The sequence below is a fragment of the Achromobacter sp. PD1 genome, from assembly GCF_048541815.1.
Classification (GTDB): domain Bacteria; phylum Pseudomonadota; class Gammaproteobacteria; order Burkholderiales; family Burkholderiaceae_B; genus Achromobacter; species Achromobacter bronchisepticus_A.
Genome location: NZ_CP183349.1, coordinates 5768734 through 5783829 on the forward strand (window position 1 = coordinate 5768734; position 15096 = coordinate 5783829).

Annotated in this window: 15 protein-coding genes; 3 read left to right on the forward strand and 12 right to left on the reverse strand. The window is 66.4% G+C overall.

What is annotated here, in order from left to right; translation table 11 throughout:
• Positions 1-28 precede the first annotated feature (28 nt).
• From ACM1PE_RS27130 to ACM1PE_RS27170, 9 genes are all read right to left on the reverse strand, one after another.
• Positions 29-2008: a nitric oxide reductase activation protein NorD gene (locus ACM1PE_RS27130; RefSeq protein WP_419341564.1), complete on the reverse strand. Its 1980-nt coding sequence runs from the start codon at positions 2006-2008 to the stop codon at positions 29-31.
• A gap of 2 nt (positions 2009-2010) precedes the next feature.
• Complete coding sequence (locus ACM1PE_RS27135) at positions 2011-2817, reverse strand: CbbQ/NirQ/NorQ/GpvN family protein (RefSeq protein WP_059377251.1); 807 nt, start codon at positions 2815-2817, stop codon at positions 2011-2013.
• A 69-nt stretch (positions 2818-2886) separates the two neighbouring features.
• Positions 2887-3924 (reverse strand): aliphatic amidase, encoded by a 1038-nt coding sequence (locus ACM1PE_RS27140; RefSeq protein WP_419341565.1) that lies wholly within the window; start codon positions 3922-3924, stop codon positions 2887-2889.
• Positions 3925-3949: 25 nt separating this feature from the next.
• Positions 3950-4639 carry an urea ABC transporter ATP-binding subunit UrtE gene (gene urtE, locus ACM1PE_RS27145; protein ID WP_059377235.1) on the reverse strand — a complete coding sequence of 230 codons (690 nt, stop codon included), beginning with the start codon at positions 4637-4639 and terminating at the stop codon, positions 3950-3952.
• A 14-nt stretch (positions 4640-4653) separates the two neighbouring features.
• The gene (gene urtD / locus ACM1PE_RS27150; RefSeq protein WP_118933397.1) at positions 4654-5415 is read right to left on the reverse strand and encodes an urea ABC transporter ATP-binding protein UrtD; all 762 of its coding nucleotides are present in this window, start codon (positions 5413-5415) and stop codon (positions 4654-4656) included.
• A 32-nt stretch (positions 5416-5447) separates the two neighbouring features.
• Complete coding sequence (urtC, locus tag ACM1PE_RS27155; RefSeq protein ID WP_419341567.1) at positions 5448-6494, reverse strand: urea ABC transporter permease subunit UrtC; 1047 nt, start codon at positions 6492-6494, stop codon at positions 5448-5450.
• Positions 6495-6498: 4 nt separating this feature from the next.
• A complete protein-coding gene (gene urtB, locus ACM1PE_RS27160; protein WP_419341568.1) occupies positions 6499-7401 on the reverse strand; it encodes an urea ABC transporter permease subunit UrtB in 903 nt (300 codons plus the stop codon).
• A 69-nt stretch (positions 7402-7470) separates the two neighbouring features.
• Entirely contained in the window at positions 7471-8664 is a 1194-nt protein-coding gene (urtA, locus tag ACM1PE_RS27165; protein ID WP_059377226.1) for an urea ABC transporter substrate-binding protein, read from the reverse strand.
• A gap of 355 nt (positions 8665-9019) precedes the next feature.
• Positions 9020-9943: a LysR family transcriptional regulator gene (locus ACM1PE_RS27170; RefSeq protein WP_059377224.1), complete on the reverse strand. Its 924-nt coding sequence runs from the start codon at positions 9941-9943 to the stop codon at positions 9020-9022.
• A 100-nt stretch (positions 9944-10043) separates the two neighbouring features.
• Between ACM1PE_RS27170 and pcaD the strand changes: the two genes are divergently transcribed.
• The gene (gene pcaD / locus ACM1PE_RS27175) at positions 10044-10841 is read left to right on the forward strand and encodes a 3-oxoadipate enol-lactonase (protein WP_419341570.1); all 798 of its coding nucleotides are present in this window, start codon (positions 10044-10046) and stop codon (positions 10839-10841) included.
• 11 nt (positions 10842-10852) lie between these two features.
• Here the strand turns inward: pcaD and ACM1PE_RS27180 are convergent, their stop codons facing one another.
• On the reverse strand, positions 10853-11755 hold the full coding sequence (locus ACM1PE_RS27180) for an NAD(P)/FAD-dependent oxidoreductase (protein ID WP_419341571.1): 903 nt from the start codon (positions 11753-11755) through the stop codon (positions 10853-10855).
• A gap of 124 nt (positions 11756-11879) precedes the next feature.
• On the opposite strand from ACM1PE_RS27180, the gene folB reads away from it, so the two are divergent.
• The gene (gene folB, locus ACM1PE_RS27185; RefSeq protein ID WP_008164827.1) at positions 11880-12239 is read left to right on the forward strand and encodes a dihydroneopterin aldolase; all 360 of its coding nucleotides are present in this window, start codon (positions 11880-11882) and stop codon (positions 12237-12239) included.
• 2 nt (positions 12240-12241) lie between these two features.
• On the forward strand, positions 12242-13210 hold the full coding sequence (gene ttcA / locus ACM1PE_RS27190) for a tRNA 2-thiocytidine(32) synthetase TtcA (RefSeq protein ID WP_059377215.1): 969 nt from the start codon (positions 12242-12244) through the stop codon (positions 13208-13210).
• Between the two features lie 64 nt (positions 13211-13274).
• Here ttcA and ACM1PE_RS27195 read toward each other — a convergent pair whose 3' ends face one another.
• Complete coding sequence (locus ACM1PE_RS27195; RefSeq protein ID WP_419341572.1) at positions 13275-14231, reverse strand: D-2-hydroxyacid dehydrogenase family protein; 957 nt, start codon at positions 14229-14231, stop codon at positions 13275-13277.
• 61 nt (positions 14232-14292) lie between these two features.
• Positions 14293-15090 carry a DsbC family protein gene (locus ACM1PE_RS27200; protein ID WP_059377211.1) on the reverse strand — a complete coding sequence of 266 codons (798 nt, stop codon included), beginning with the start codon at positions 15088-15090 and terminating at the stop codon, positions 14293-14295.
• Between the last annotated feature and the right edge of the window lie 6 nt (positions 15091-15096).

Sequence of the window (15096 nt, forward strand, 5' to 3'; positions counted from 1 at the left end):
GCCGTCAACACGTGGATTCCTGGGGTGGTCATGCCGCCGTCCTGGCATAGGCGCGGATCAGCGCCTGCGGCAATGCCGCCGGGCTTGTCACGATCCGGTAACCGCGAAAACCGAACATCGCGCGCAGCTGCGGTTCGGCCTGCGCGTCCAACGCGACGCAATGCACGCTGACGCCTCGCCCGCGCAGTTCCAGCACCGCCTCGCGGGCATCGTCCACCAGATAGCGCGGGTCGTGCACGTCGATATCGGAGGGTTCGCCATCGGTCACGACGATGATGGCGCGCCGCTCTCCCGGCACCTGCAGCGCCAGCGCGCCGGCATGCCGCAACGCCGCGCCCAGGCGCGTCGAATAACGGGCCTGGGCCCCGCCTATGCGGCCCAACGCGGCCGCGATCGGGGCGCCGGCCTCCAGCAGGCGGTAGTAGTACACCGCCGCCCGCGTGTCCGAGCAAAAGCCGTGCACGGCAATCCGGTCGCCGTCGCCTGAGGTGGCCTGCGCCAGCAGCATTGCCGCGCGCTTCTCCAGGTCCAGCACCGCCGCCCCTGCGTCGGACGCCAGGTCGTTGGCCGACGCCGACAGATCCAGCAGCACCAGCGTGCTGCTGGCGCAGGGCTGGCTGCCGGGCCGCATGAAGAAGCGGGCGTCGGGGGCCAGGTCCAGGCGCCGGTCGATCAAGACCTCGATCGCGGCGTTCAGGTCGATGTCATCGCCCTCCCATTGGCGCCTCAAACGGCGCGCGCGGCTCAGGCGGCGCGACTGCGGCAGGGCCAGGCGCTGCGCAGGCCCGGCAGGCGCGGGCGGCGGCGTGCCGGTCCAACCCGGCAGCTTCTCGATCACGGTGCACCAGTCCGGCCGGCTGCGGCCCAGCTTGTAGTCCCATTCGGGATATCGGTAGCGTCCCAGCTCCGTTTCGTCGGCGGCTGGCGCCGGCTCGTCCTGGCCTTGCGGCGCGGCGTCGCGCCGCTCGGGCGCCACCCCCTGCGATCCCAGGGTCAGCTCAGGCGGCGGCTCTGCCGCGTCGCCGTAGTCCCACAGATAGGCGTTGTCGTCACGATAGGGCACGGGCACGGCGTACTGCTGCGGGTTGAAGCGCACCCGCATCTGGCCCAGGTCGTTGGCCAGCACCGACGCCAGGCGGCGAAAGGCCGCCGTGTCGCGCAGGTCGGCGGCTTGCGCCTCGAACAGCGCCCGCGCCTTGTTCACCCAATGGTTGTCGTCGTGCAGCGACGGATCCATCAACAGCCGGCTCATGCGCTGGATCAGCGCCGCGAATCCCAGGTCCGCCGGATCGGGCGGCGGCGGCACGAAGGGCCGGAACCAGCGGCGCACGCCGGGATAGTCGGCCGCCAGCAGCCGCTCCACCCGCGCATCCTCGATAGCCGACACCACTGCGACGCCCATGGGCTTGAGGCTCAGTACCGGCTGCGCGGCCGGCGAGTAGCGCAGATGGGCCGCGGCATGCGCCACGGCCGCGCGGTACAACGCCCGGCGGTCGGCGCCGTCCAGCACGGTATAGCTGTCCGGCACCAGCAAATGCGAAGGCGCGAGGATGGGGCGCGACGGCGGCCCGTCCAGCGTCGGACGCCGCAAGGCCTCGACCGCCATCGCCCTGCCAGCGAGGCCGCACAAGAGCCACGACAGCCCCGCCTGCGCGGCTTCCAGCTCCTGCGCGCCCGCTTCGCTGTTCAAGGCCTCGCGGGCATAGGCATCGCGCAGCTGGAAATACGCGCGCAGCGGACCGGGTTGGCGCTCGTAGCGTCGCAGGCCGGCCAGCATCCAGCGCCCCAGCCCGCCGGCCGTCAGCTTCGCCATCAACTGGTCGAAGCGCTCCGCCACCGCGGCGGCGCAATCGGGGTCTTCGCGGTGCAGCGCTTCGATCCAGCGCCGCGCTTGAACCGCCTGGTCCTCGCCGCCGCGCGCGGCCAGCCGGCGCAGCTTGTCGTCCAGCGTGCCGGCCAGGCGTGCGCCAGCGCCGGCCCCTTCACCCTCGGACAGGACGGCTCGCATGTTCATTCCAGGTTCGCGTCGACCAGCGACCGCAGCGCTGCCGCCATGTCGGGATCGTCGGTCAGCGCGCGCGTCATGGTCATGTCGCAACTTTCGGCGGGACTGACGCCGTCGCGGATGAGGATGCCGGCGTAGATCAGCATGCGGGTGGACACGCCCTCGTCCAAGCCGTGACGCTTGAGCTCGCGCGAACTGTGCGCGATGCGCACCAGCCGCTCTGCCAAGCCGGTGTCTATGCCGGCCTCATGCGCCACGATCTCGGCTTCGCGCCCGGGCTCCGGGTAGTCGAAATCCAGCGCCACGAAACGCTGCCGGGTAGAGGGCTTGAGATCCTTGGCGCTGCTCTGGTAGCCGGGGTTGTAGGACACCACCAGCTGGAAGTCCGGATGGGCCCGCACCACCTCGCCCTTCTTGTCCAGCGGCAGGATGCGCCTGGCATCGGTCAGCGGATGGATCACCACCGTGGTGTCCTGGCGCGCTTCGACGATCTCGTCCAGGTAGCAGATGCCGCCATGGCGCACGGCCAGCGTCAGCGGGCCGTCGTGCCAGGCGGTGCCGTCGGCATCCAGCAGGTAGCGGCCCACCAGGTCGGAGGCAGTCATGTCCTCGTTGCAGGCCAGCGTGACCAGCGGGCGTCCCAGCTTCCAGGCCATGTACTCCACGAAGCGCGTCTTGCCGCAGCCGGTGGGCCCCTTGAGGATCATGGGCAGCCGATGCGCGTACGCATGCTCGTATAACGCGGTTTCCCGTCCCGTGGGACGGTAGAAGGGTTCTTGCGCAATCCGGTAGGTTTCGAGCGGAGACGGCACGGTTCATGTCCTCGGAAGGCGTCCGTCCGGCGCGGCGGGCCGGACGGACCGGATGGTCGGCAGGCACGCCTAGCGGTGCTTGGCGTCCTCGTTGGGGATGCCTTCCATGGGGCACTCCGGCGTGCCCACGGTGGACCGGGTAAAGGACTCGACCATCTTGCGCGTGCCCTCCGGATCGTTGATCCAGTTGGCGTAGAAGTTGTACGGGCAGGCCGCGACGCCCGTGGCCTCTTCGCCGGAATTGATCTTGCCGGTGTAGCCGCGGTGCACCAGCTTGAACAGGTGGTTCTGCGACTGCATGTTCTTGCGCGCGTCGCGGATCAGGCTGGTGGACAACTCGGCGTATTGCACGCCCATTTCTTCTTCACCGCATTCGCCCAGCGTGCGGCCGTCGAAGCCTATGATGGCCGAATGGCCAAAATAGGAATACACGCCGTCAAAGCCCGCGGCATTGGCCACCGCCACATAGACGTTGTTCATCCACGCCATGGCCTTGGACACCATGACCTGCTGATCCTTGGCCGGATACATATAGCCCTGGCAGCGCACGATCAGCTCGGCGCCGCGCATGGCGCAATCGCGCCAGATCTCGGGGTAATTGCCGTCGTCGCAGATGATGAGGCTGATCTTCAAGCCCTTGGGGCCTTCCGACACATAGGTGCAATCGCCCGGATACCAGCCTTCGATCGGCACCCAGGGCATGATCTTGCGGTACTTCTGCACGATCTCGCCCTTGTTGTTCATCAGGATGAGGGTGTTGTACGGCGCCTTGTTCGGATGCTCTTCGTGGCGCTCGCCCGTCAGCGAGAACACGCCCCATACGTTGGCCTTGCGGCAGGCTTCGGCGAACACCGCGGTCTCTTCACCCGGGATGGCCGAAGCGGTTTCATACATCTCCTTGGCGTCGTACATGATGCCGTGGGTGGAGTACTCGGGGAAGATGACCAGGTCCATGCCGGGCAGGCCGCGCTTCATGCCCACGACCATGTCGGCGATCTTGCGGGCGTTCTCCATCACCTCCGCGCGGGTATGCAGCCGCGGCATCTTGTAGTTCACGACGGCCACGCCCACGCAATCGTTGCTGCTGGAGATATCTCCGTGTCTCATGACAATGCTCCTCGGTGGTTGACGGTCATACCGTCAGGAAAGATCTGACTTTGTCTTGGTCCAGGCTCTCGCGGCAGGCTTCGTGCACGATGCGGCCCCGGTCTATCACCAGGAAGCGGTCGGCCAGGTCCAGCGCGAAGCTCAGCATCTGTTCCGACACGACGATGGCGAAGCCGCGTTCCTCGCGCAGCGCGTTCAGGACCCGTGCAATGTCCTTGATGATGGAAGGCTGGATGCCCTCGGTGGGTTCGTCCAGGATCAGCACGCGCGGATCGGAAATCAGCGCGCGGGCGATCGCCAGCTGCTGCTGCTGCCCGCCGGACAGGTTGCCGCCCTTGCGCCGGCGCATCTCGTGCAGCACCGGGAAAAAGCGGTACAGGTATTCCGGCACGGCCTTCAGGCCGCTGCGCTCCGCGCCGGTCAGGATGTTCTGCTCCACGGTCAGGAAGGGAAAGATCATCCTGCCCTGCGGCACGAAGGCCAGCCCGCTGCGCACGCGCTGGTAGCTCTCCATGCCGGCCAGCTCCACGCCATCCAGCCGGATGCTGCCCGAACCCGACCGCAGCATGCCGATCAGCGCCTTGAGCAAGGTGGTCTTGCCCATGCCGTTGCGGCCCATGATGGCCACGGATTCCCGTGGCGCCACGTCGAAGCACACGTCGTGGACGACGTGCGATTCGCCGTAGCTCACGTTCAACTTGTCGATCTGGAACATGGCGCGCCCTCCTCTCAATGGCCCAGGTACACGTCCAGCACGCGCGGATCGGCCTGCACCTCGGCCACCGTGCCTTCGCTCAGCAAGCGGCCCTGATGCAACACGGTGACCTTGTGCGCGATGCGCTTGACGAAATCCATGTCGTGCTCGATGACCACCATAGACTTGCCGCGCGAGATGCGCGCCAGGAGCTCGGCCGTCTGTTCGCGTTCGCGCGGACTCATGCCGGCCACGGGTTCATCCAGCAACAGCAACTGCGGGTTCTGCATCAAAAGCATGCCGATCTCCAGCCATTGCTTCTGGCCGTGGCTCAGGCGGCCCGCCTTTTCCGCCAGGCGGTCCTGCAGAAACACCTGCCCCGCCATGTCCTGGATGCGTTCGCGGATTTCGGCCGTGCGCCGGAATCGCAGCGAGCGCACCACCCCGTGCGCGTTCGGCAGCGAGATCTCGAAGTTCTCCAGCACCGTCAGGTCTTCATAGACCGACGGCGTCTGGAATTTACGTCCGACGCCGGCCCGCACGATGTCGAATTCCGCCATGCGCACCAGGTCGCGTCCCTGGAACATCACGCGGCCCGCTGAAGGCCGGGTCTTGCCGCAGATGATGTCCAGCAGCGTGGTCTTGCCCGCGCCGTTCGGGCCGATGATGACGCGCAGCTCATCCTGCGCCACGCGCAGGCTCAAGCCGTCCACGGCGCGAAAACCGTCGAACGAGACCGTCAGGTCCTCGACGCTCAGGATGGCGCCGGGCGCCGGGCGGTCGCTGCTCATTTCCATGCTGGCGGGCTCCTGCAGGTCCAGGGTGGCACTCATCGCGCGCTCCCCGCGGCGCGGCGCGCCTGAATCTGGCCGAACACGCCGGCCAGGCCGTTGGGCATGACCACGACGACCGCAATGAAAATGGCCCCCAGGAAATACAGCCAGACCTCCGGGAACGTCTCTGACAGATAGGACTTGAGAAAGCCGATCAGCAAGGCCCCGACCACGGCCCCGGGAATCGAAAGCCGGCCGCCTACCGCCGCATAGATCACCATCTCGATCGACGCGACCACGCCGATCGCGCCCGGAGAGATCAGGCCCACCTGCAGCGTGAAGAAGGCGCCGCCGATGGAGGACAGGATCGCCGCCACGCAAAAGATGCAGGCCTTTACGTGCGCGGTGTCGTAGCCCGAGAACCGCACGCGGTCCTCGCGGTCGCGGATGGCGATCAGGATCTTGCCCAGCCGGCTGCGCACGATCGCCAGCGCCGCCAGCATCGCCACGACCAGCGCGCCGGCTTCGATGAAGTACAGCGCCTGCTTGCCTTCATCGCCGACGATGTCCCAGCCCAGCAGCGTGCGGAAGTCGGTAATGCCGTTGGCGCCGCCCGTGTCTCCCTGCTGGCCGATGATGAGCACGGTCAGCGTCATTGCCAGGGCCAGCGTGACGATGGCGAAATACACGCCGCTGACCCGCTTGCGGAAGATCGCCAACGAAAACAGATAGGCCGCCAGTCCCGGCAGGACCACAATCAGCAGCAGCGTCAACGTCAGCGAATGGAATGGCTGCCACCAGACCGGCAGGCTCTCCACGCTGCTCCAAACCATGAAGTCGGGCAGCTCCGGCGCGGACGCCTCCAGCTTCAGGAACATGGCCATCATGTACCCGCCCAGTCCAAAGAAAATTCCTTGGCCCAGGCTCAGCACGCCGCTGTAGCCCCAGGTCAGCACGATGCCTATCGCCACGAAGGCGAACGCCATGTACTTGCCGACCAGGTTCAGCCGGAACGGATCCAGCGACAGGGGCAGGACGGCCAGGATCAGTGCCGCGGCCAGCAGGATCGCGATCTCTTCGGTTTTCCGGTGCAGGGCCTTCATCGCATCACCCCCGAGTCTTGTTGGCGAACAGCCCGTTCGGGCGGAAATAGAGGACCAGGATCACCAGGACCAGGATCGTGACCTTGGCCATCGAGCCGCTCATCAGGTATTCCAGCGTGGTCTGCGACTGTGCGATCGCAAGGCCGGAGAACGCCGTTCCCAGCAGGCTCTGGACGCCGCCGAATACCACCACGATGAATGAATCGACGATGTAGAGCTGGCCCGTGCCGGGGTTGGTCGACCCGATCATGGTGAAGACGCAGCCGGCGATGCCCGCCAGGCCGGAGCCCAGCGCGAAGGTCAGCGCGTCCACGCGCCGCGTGTTGATGCCGACGGCGCCCGCCATCGCGCGGTTCTGGGTGACGGCGCGCACGCGCAGTCCCCACGCGCTGCGGTAAAGCAGCAGATACACGCCCACCGCCACCAGCAGCGTCAGGCCCAGGATGAAGATGCGGTTCAGCGGGAACTGCAGGTCGGGCGTGGGCTCCCACGCGCCGCTGAGCCAGGAGGCCAGCGGCACGCTGACCTCCTGCGCACCGAACAGCGAACGGTAGGCCTGTTGCAGGATCAGGCTCAGGCCCCAGGTCGCCAGCAGCGTGTCCAGCGGGCGGTTGTAGAACCAGCGGATGAAGCCGCGCTCCAGCACATAGCCGAAGGCGAAGGTGACCAGGAACGCCAGCGGAATGGCCGCGAACAGGTAGACGCCCATCCAGCCGGGGGCCCAATGCTGAAACGCGACCGCGACCAGGTAGGTGGTGTAGGCGCCCATGGCCATCAGCTCGCCGTGCGCCATGTTGATGACGCCCATCAGGCCGAACACGACGGCCAGGCCGATCGCCATCAGCAGGAGGATGCTGAACAGGCTGATCCCGTTGAACAGCTGCATTGCCGCGATGTCGATATTCATGGTCACGTTCCTGGCTGCGCCGGCGGCAAGGCCGCCGGCCAAGGGCTTGCGCACATCCGCAAGCGCGGGCTACAGCTTCGGGAAGGGATTGGGCTCGATCAGGTCGGCCGATTCCCAGACGATGTCGAACTGCCCGTCCGGCCGCGCCCGGCCCACCCGCACCTTCTTCCAGACGTGATGGTTGGTCTCGTGCACGCGCACGGTCCCCTCCGGCGCCTGCAGTGTCAGCCCGGCGGAGGCCGCGATCACCTTGTCGGGATCGAACGAACCGGCCTTCTCCACGCCGAGCTTCCACAGGTACACGCTGTTGTAGGCAACCTCCATCGGGTCGCCGATGACGCGGTCCTGGCCGTACTTGGCCTTGAAGGCCTTGACGAATTTTTCGTTGGCCGGATTCTGCAGGCTCTGGAAGTAACCCATGCAGGCGTAGTAGCCCGCCGCGTTGTCCTTGCCGATGCCTTCGATCTCGTTCTCGGACACCACGGTGGACAGCAGCACCACGCGCGTGCCGTCCAGGCCGGCGGCGCGCAGCTGCTTGTAGAACGCCACGTTGGAGCCGCCCACCACGGTGCTGTAGATGCACTCGGGCTTGGCCGCCTTGATCTTGTTGATGATGGAAGAGAACTCGGTATGGCCCAACGGCGCGTACTCTTCGCCCACCACCTTGGCATTCATGCGGGCAATGGCCGGTTTGGCGATCTTGTTGCAGGTGCGCGGATAGATGTAGTCGGAACCGACCAGGAAAAAGGTCTTGCCCTTTTCACGCGCCATCCACTCCACCGCCGCGATCACGGACTGCGTGGCTTCCTGCGACGGATAGAACACCCGCGCGTCCTGCTCCTGGCCCTCGTAGTAGGTGGGGTAGTACAGCAGGCCCTTGCTGCGCGCGAGCACCGGCAGCAGCGCCTTGCGCGAAGCCGAGGTATAGCAGCCCACGATGGCGGCGACCTTGTCGCGGTCGAGCAGCTTGCGCGCTTTCTCGGCGAACACGGCGTTCTCGCTCGCGCCGTCTTCGACCACGGGTTCGATCTTGCGCCCCATCACGCCGCCCGAGGCGTTGATCTCTTCGATCGCCAGCTTCTCCGCGTCCACCAGCGACGCCTCGGCGATGGCGATGGTGCCGGACAGCGAATGCAGCAGGCCCAGTTTGACTGTGTCTTGGGCGTAAGCCTGGCGGGGCAAGGCTGCCATCCCCGACGCGGCGCTCAGTAGGACCATGGAGCCGCTGTGCTGCAGAAAGCGGCGGCGGTTGTATACGCTCATCGTTGCGCTCCTGTGCGTTTCTGAAGGCAAGCCTCCGGCTAGGGCTTGCACGCAAGCCCTGAACTGCCCGGGATTGGGCAGGCGCCTTTGCCCACCACATCACGACGACTGCCGTCCGCCCGCTGCCTGCCACGTTTCTTCAGGCAAAGCTGCGCCCACGGCGCAGCGAAACGCCATTCGAAGAAAAGCGATGGACAAACGGAAAACGAAAAGGCCCGAGCCGGAAATTCCGGCTCGGGCCTTTTTGCCCTACGCCTGACTGGCAACACTGGCAGTCGGCGAAAATTTGAAGACGAACTTGCGTCTGGAAGGCATTCTGAAGAAGCGTGTGGCGCTATGCCATGCGTATTTTCCCTTAGCGGCCGCGGCTCGCTGCCAAGGCGCGGCGCAAGGCTGGCGCGGCATTCTGCAAGTAGTGCCACAAGCGGTTCGAGACCGGACCTTGCGCGCAGTCCGTGCGGCGCGCGGCGACCAGCTCTTCGACACTGCCCGGCAGATGGCGGTTGGCGATCGAGATCAGACGTCCGTCGCGCAGTTCGTCTTCGACGAGAAAACGCGGCATGTGACCCCAGCCCATGCCTTGCAGGATGATTTCCTTCTTCATCAGCTGGTCCGCCACCGTGCACTGGCGCGCGCCTTCCACGGTGAAGTAATCCTGCGGCGGCATGTGCCTGGCGGTGTCGCGCATGACGCATTGCGTGTAGTCGCGCATCAGCGCGGGCTTGATCGCGCGCGGCACGGGTTCACGCAGAAAGCCCGGCGCCACCACGGGTACGAAAGGCACCTTGGCCAGGTCGACCCATTCGATGCGGGCGTCGTTCTTGGCGACGCGATGCAGGATGAGGTCGGCCTCGCCGTCGTAGAGGCGTTCCTGCGGCCCGGACACGGCCTCGAAGTGCAGGTCCAGGCGCGTGGCCGGACAGCCCGCGAAAAAGCGGCTCAGCAAGCCCAGCACGTAGGGGCGCGGACAGAAGTCGCCGATCACGATGCACAGCTCGGTTTCCTCGCCCATGGCCAGTTGTTCGGCGTGCGCGCGCAAGGCGGTCAGCTCGCGCAGCAGCGCTTGCGCGCGCGCATGGAAGGACTGCCCCGCCGCCGTCAGGCTCACGCGGTAGCCGCTGCGGTCCAGCAAGGCCAGATCCAACTGCCGTTCCAGCTTGGCCACGGCGGCGAATACCGCCGGATGCGAACGGTGCAGCGTTACCGCAGCCGCCTGGAAGCCGCCGGCGCGCGCCACCGCGTCGAAGCATTGGAGATCGTGCAGCGTGAATTCGCTCATGTCTGTTTTTCCGACAATGATTGTGCAAACTTTGTAATTTTTTCTTTAATGGCGCGCAACTACGATTTGCCTCACACCAACCACCGCGAGGCCAAGCATCATGCAAGACATCTCCTACTACACCGCCGGCGACGGCGCGCGCATCGCCTACCGTTACGATGGCCGTGCGGATCTGCCCACGCTGGTGCTGGCGAACTCCATCGGCACCACGCTGCACATGTGGGACGCACAGATTCCCGCGCTGACTCGCCACTTCCGCGTGCTGCGCTATGACTACCGCGGCCATGGCGCGTCCAGCGTGCCGCAAGGTCCTTACTCGCTTGACCGCCTGGGCCGCGACGTGCTGGAGCTGATGGACGGGTTGGGCATCGAGCGCGCGCATTTCCTGGGGCTGTCGCTGGGCGGCATCGTCGGTCTATGGCTGGGCGTGCATGCGCCACAGCGCATCCATCGCCTGGTCCTGAGCAATACCTCGGCCTATCTGGGACCCATGCCGCAATGGGACGAACGCATCGCCGCCACGCTGCGGGCAGAGAACATGTCGGAAACGGCCGAGACCTTCCTGAAGAACTGGTTTCCCGCGTCCTGGCTGCAGCAGAGCAATCCCGCCGTCGAGCCGTTCCGCACCATGCTGCTGAACACCGACAAGCATGGCCTGGCGGGCGCATTCGCCGCCGTGCGGGACTTCGACCTGCGTCGCACCATGGCGCTGATCCCGAATCCGACGCTGGTCATCGCGGGCCAGCACGACACGGTCACCGCGGCCAGCCACGGCGAGCAGATCGCCGCCGCCATCCCTGGCGCCAAGCTGCTGACGCTGCCGGCCGTGCACTTGGCGAACATCGAATTGCCCGAGGCGTTCGAGGCCGCGGTGCTGGAATTCCTGCTCACGGCCTGAAGCCCGCGTCCCTACTCCGCGCCGCGCTCCCAGCGGCGCTGGATGGCCTTGGCCGCGACCACCCCGTCGGCCATGGAAGTAACCACGCAGGGATGCATGCGGTGTGCCACCTCGCCCACGGCATAGATATCCGGCACGCTGGTTTCGGCGGTGGCGAAGTCCGTGCGGATGTAGCCGCGCTCGTCGCGGGCCAGGTGCAGGCTGTCGGCAAAGCCGGCCTGGGGCTCCCAGCCGTAGAAGACCAGGATCAGGTCGTACTGCTTGCCGTCCACGCTGCGGGTGGCGGGGTCGACCTTGTACGGTCCGATATGCACGCCTTCGCGGCCGGCGCGCGTCACCCATTGCTGCTGGGCGCGGACGCTGCGGGCATAGAGATGCACGCTGCGGGCGCCGCGGTTACGCACGTAGACGTAGTTTTCGAAGGCGTTGTCGCCGCCGCCCAGCACCGCCACCGACAGGCCCGAATAGTCCTGCGCCACAATGGGCGAGCCCGGGCCGATCAGCACGCCGGGCCAGGATGCGCCCGGCGGATGGTCCGACAGCCCCTTGGCGCGCACGCCCGAGGCGATCACCAGGGTGCGCCCGCGCACCAGGGATTCGGCGCCGTCGGCGCCTGCCAGCGTGGCCTCGATGCCGCCCTTGCAGGGACGCACCCCCGTTACGCGGGTTTCCAGGCGCAGCGGCACGCCGGCCGCGCGCACGCTGGCGTCGATATTGGCGGCCACCTGCTGCCCGGTCACGCCGGGCAGCACGGCGATCCAGTCGTCGGCGAAGGGATTGTCATTGCCCAGCCCGCCCAGCCGGGGGCCAGCCTCGACCAATAGCGGGGACAGGCCCAGGCGCGCCAACCACAGGGCGCAGGAGGCGCCGGCGGGGCCGCCGCCTACAATGACCGAATCGTGCATCTGTTGCATTTCACCCCTTATTGACTGCGCCGGCGCCTCGCGGACGCCCGGACATGGCCGGATTGTAGCCAGCGCGCCGCCCCCGTTCCGCTGTCGCCTTACAATTCCGGGCTACCCCACCCAGGTTTTCATCATGCCTACACGCCGCATCATTCTTTCCGGGCTTGCGCTCGACGCCCGCATCGGCATCCTCGAGCACGAGCGCCGCGCCACCCAGCCCCTGCATGTCGACGCCGACTTCGACGTGGACATCCAGCGCTCGGTCGACGACCATGACATCCACAGCGTGCTGGACTACCGCCGGCTGCGCGAGGCCATCGTGGAAGAATGCACGCAGGCGCACGTGAACCTGATCGAAACCCTGTCGGAGCAGGTCGCGGCGCGCCTGCTGGCCGACTTCCAGGAAATCCGCGCGCTGCGCCTGCGCATCAGCAAGCCCATGGCCTTTTCCGACTGCGCGGCGGTGGGCGTGGAAATCCAGATCACTCGCTGACCATGAACGACATAGCTACCCCCGAGGTGCGCTTTCGCACCGAGGCCGAAGAAAAGGCCCGCCACGAAGGCAACAAGCTGACCAAGCGCCTGGCCCGCGAAACCACGCGCGCCCTGTCCGACTACAACATGATTGGAGAAGGCGACCGCGTCATGGTCTGCCTGTCGGGCGGCAAGGACTCCTACGCGCTCCTGGACATCCTGCTGCAGCTGCAGAAGCGCGCGCCCTTCAAGTTCGAGCTGATCGCGGTCAACCTGGACCAGAAGCAGCCGGGCTTTCCCGACCACATCCTGCCCCAGTACCTGACGGAACTGGGCGTGCCCTTCCACATCGAGACGCAGGACACGTATTCCATCGTCACGCGCGTGCTGGAAGAGGGCAAGACCATGTGCTCGCTCTGTTCGCGCCTGCGCCGCGGCATCCTGTACCGCGTCGCCTCCGAACTGGGCGCGACCAAGATCGCGCTGGGCCATCACCGCGACGACATCCTGGGCACGTTCTTCCTGAACCTGTTCTACGGCGGCAAGGCCAAGGGCATGCCGCCCAAGCTGGTGTCCGACGACGGCCGCCACACAGTGATCCGCCCCCTGGCCTATGTGCCGGAAACCGATCTGATCGCCTACGCCGAACTCAAGCAGTTCCCCATCATTCCCTGCAATCTCTGCGGTTCGCAAGAGAACCTGAAGCGCAAGGAAGTGGGCCGCATGATCAAGGAATGGGACAAGCAGCATCCGGGCCGCTCGTGGAACGTGTTCAACGCGCTGTCGCGCGTGGTGCCTTCGCACTTGATGGACCGCGACCTGTTCGACTTCGTGGGCTTGAAGCCTACCGGTCTGCCTGACGCCAATGGCGACACGGCGTTCGATGCCGAAGACCCGCAGGAAGATGCCGGCGAAGCCTGTGGCGATACGCCGCAAGCGCTGGAGCCCGGCGCCATCGTCGAGAAGAAGGTGACGTTCACGCGCAGCTGAAAACGGCGCGCGGGAATTGAAAAAGGCTGCCCAGGGCAGCCTTTTTCATTTGCAGGCGCTACGCCTACGCGTTCAGCACGCGAATCGGCTGGCCCGACTTCCACGCCTTCACCGCCTCCAGCGCGTTCTGATAGAAGGCTTCGAAGTTCTCGCGGCTGACGTAGCCCAGGTGCGGCGTCAGGATCACGTTGTCCAGGTCGCGCACGGAATCCGTGGGCGACAGCGGTTCCTCGGGATAGACGTCCAGGCCGGCGCCGGCGATGCGGAACTTCACCAGCGCGTCCATCAAGGCTTCCTGATCCACCAGGCCGGCGCGCGAGGTGTTGACCAGGTAGGCGGTCGGCTTCATCGCGGCCAGGGCTGCCGCGTCGACCACATGGCGGCTGCGTTCGGACAGGATCAGATGCAGGCTGACGACGTCGGACGTGGCGAAGAGCTCGTGCTTGTCCACCCGCTTCACGCCCGCCGCCTCGGCGCGCTCATCGGTCAGGTTGGGACTCCAGGCCACCACCTCCATGCCGAAGGCCAGCCCCACCTTGGCCACTGCGGCGCCCAGCTTGCCCAGACCCAGCACGCCCAGGCGCTTGCCCGCCAGCGGCTCGGGCATGCCCGTCTGCCACATGCCGCGGCGCATGGCGGCGTCTTCGGTGGGCAGATGCTTGAACAGGCCGAGGATGTGCGCCCAGGCCAATTCAGCCGTGGCGGTGTTGGCCTCGGCGCTGCCGGGCGCGCCGCACACGACGATGCCCTGCTCGGCGCAAGCCTGCATGTCGATGGCGTTGTTGCGCATGCCGGTCGTGACCAAGAGGCGCAGGTTCGGCAGCGCGCGGATCCGCTCCGCAGGGAATGGTGTGCGCTCGCGCATCGCGACGATCACCTCGAAGGGTTCGAGCGTGGGCTCGACCTGCCCCTCGGGAATGAAGTTGTTGAAGATCCGCACCTCGGCGTTGCCGCCCAGCGAGGTCCAATCCGCATAGCGCTTGGCTACGTCGTGGTAATCGTCGAGTATTGCGATTTTCAAGAGCTGTCTCCGGGGGCTTGGCGCCTGTGGCGCCAGCCTCCCGGCCGGCGCCGCGCGCCGGTCAGTTCAAGCGGGCTTTGAATTGCTCCAGCGGCAAGGCGCCGCTGACGCGCGAGCCGTCTGCAAAGAACGTGGTCGGCGTGCCGCGCACCATCAGCTTCTGGCCCAGGGCCAGCAGCTTGTCCTCGGGTACGTCGCAATTCGCGGTGGCGGGCTTCTTGCCGCGCAGCATCCAGTCGTCCCAGGTCGCGCCCGGGTCCTTCGAGCACCACACGTCGCGCACCTTGTCCTTGGAATCGGGCGACAAGATGGGATAGAGGAAGGTGTAGACGGTGATGTTGTCGACGTTTTCCAGCGTCTTGCGCAATTGCTTGCAGTAGCCGCAATTGGGGTCTTCGAAGATCGCGACCTTGCGCGAACCGTCGCCCTTGACCTGCTTGATGGCGAGGTCCAGCGGCAGCTGGTCGAACGACACGGCGCTCAGGCGCTCCTGCGTTTCACGGGTGACGTCGCGGCGCGTCATGGCGTCGATCAACGGACCTTCCATGACCCAGGTCACCTTTTCATCCGTATAGATCAGGTCCATGCCCAGCTGCACTTCGAACAGCCCGTAGGGCGTGCGGCGCACGGCCGTGACATCCATGCCGTCGAAACGCTGGCGGAAGCGGTCCTTGACCGCGTCCGCCACGGGATCGGCCGGCGCTACCTGGGTGGTGGAGTAGCTCTTGTCGCCCTTGCCGGGCTGGCCCACGGACTGGGTGGAGACGGACTTGTCGCCCTGGGCCGCCGCGCCGGCGGACATGCCCAGGCCCGCGGCCAGGAAACAAGCGGCCAAGGTGGCGGATATGCGGAAATTCATCGGTAC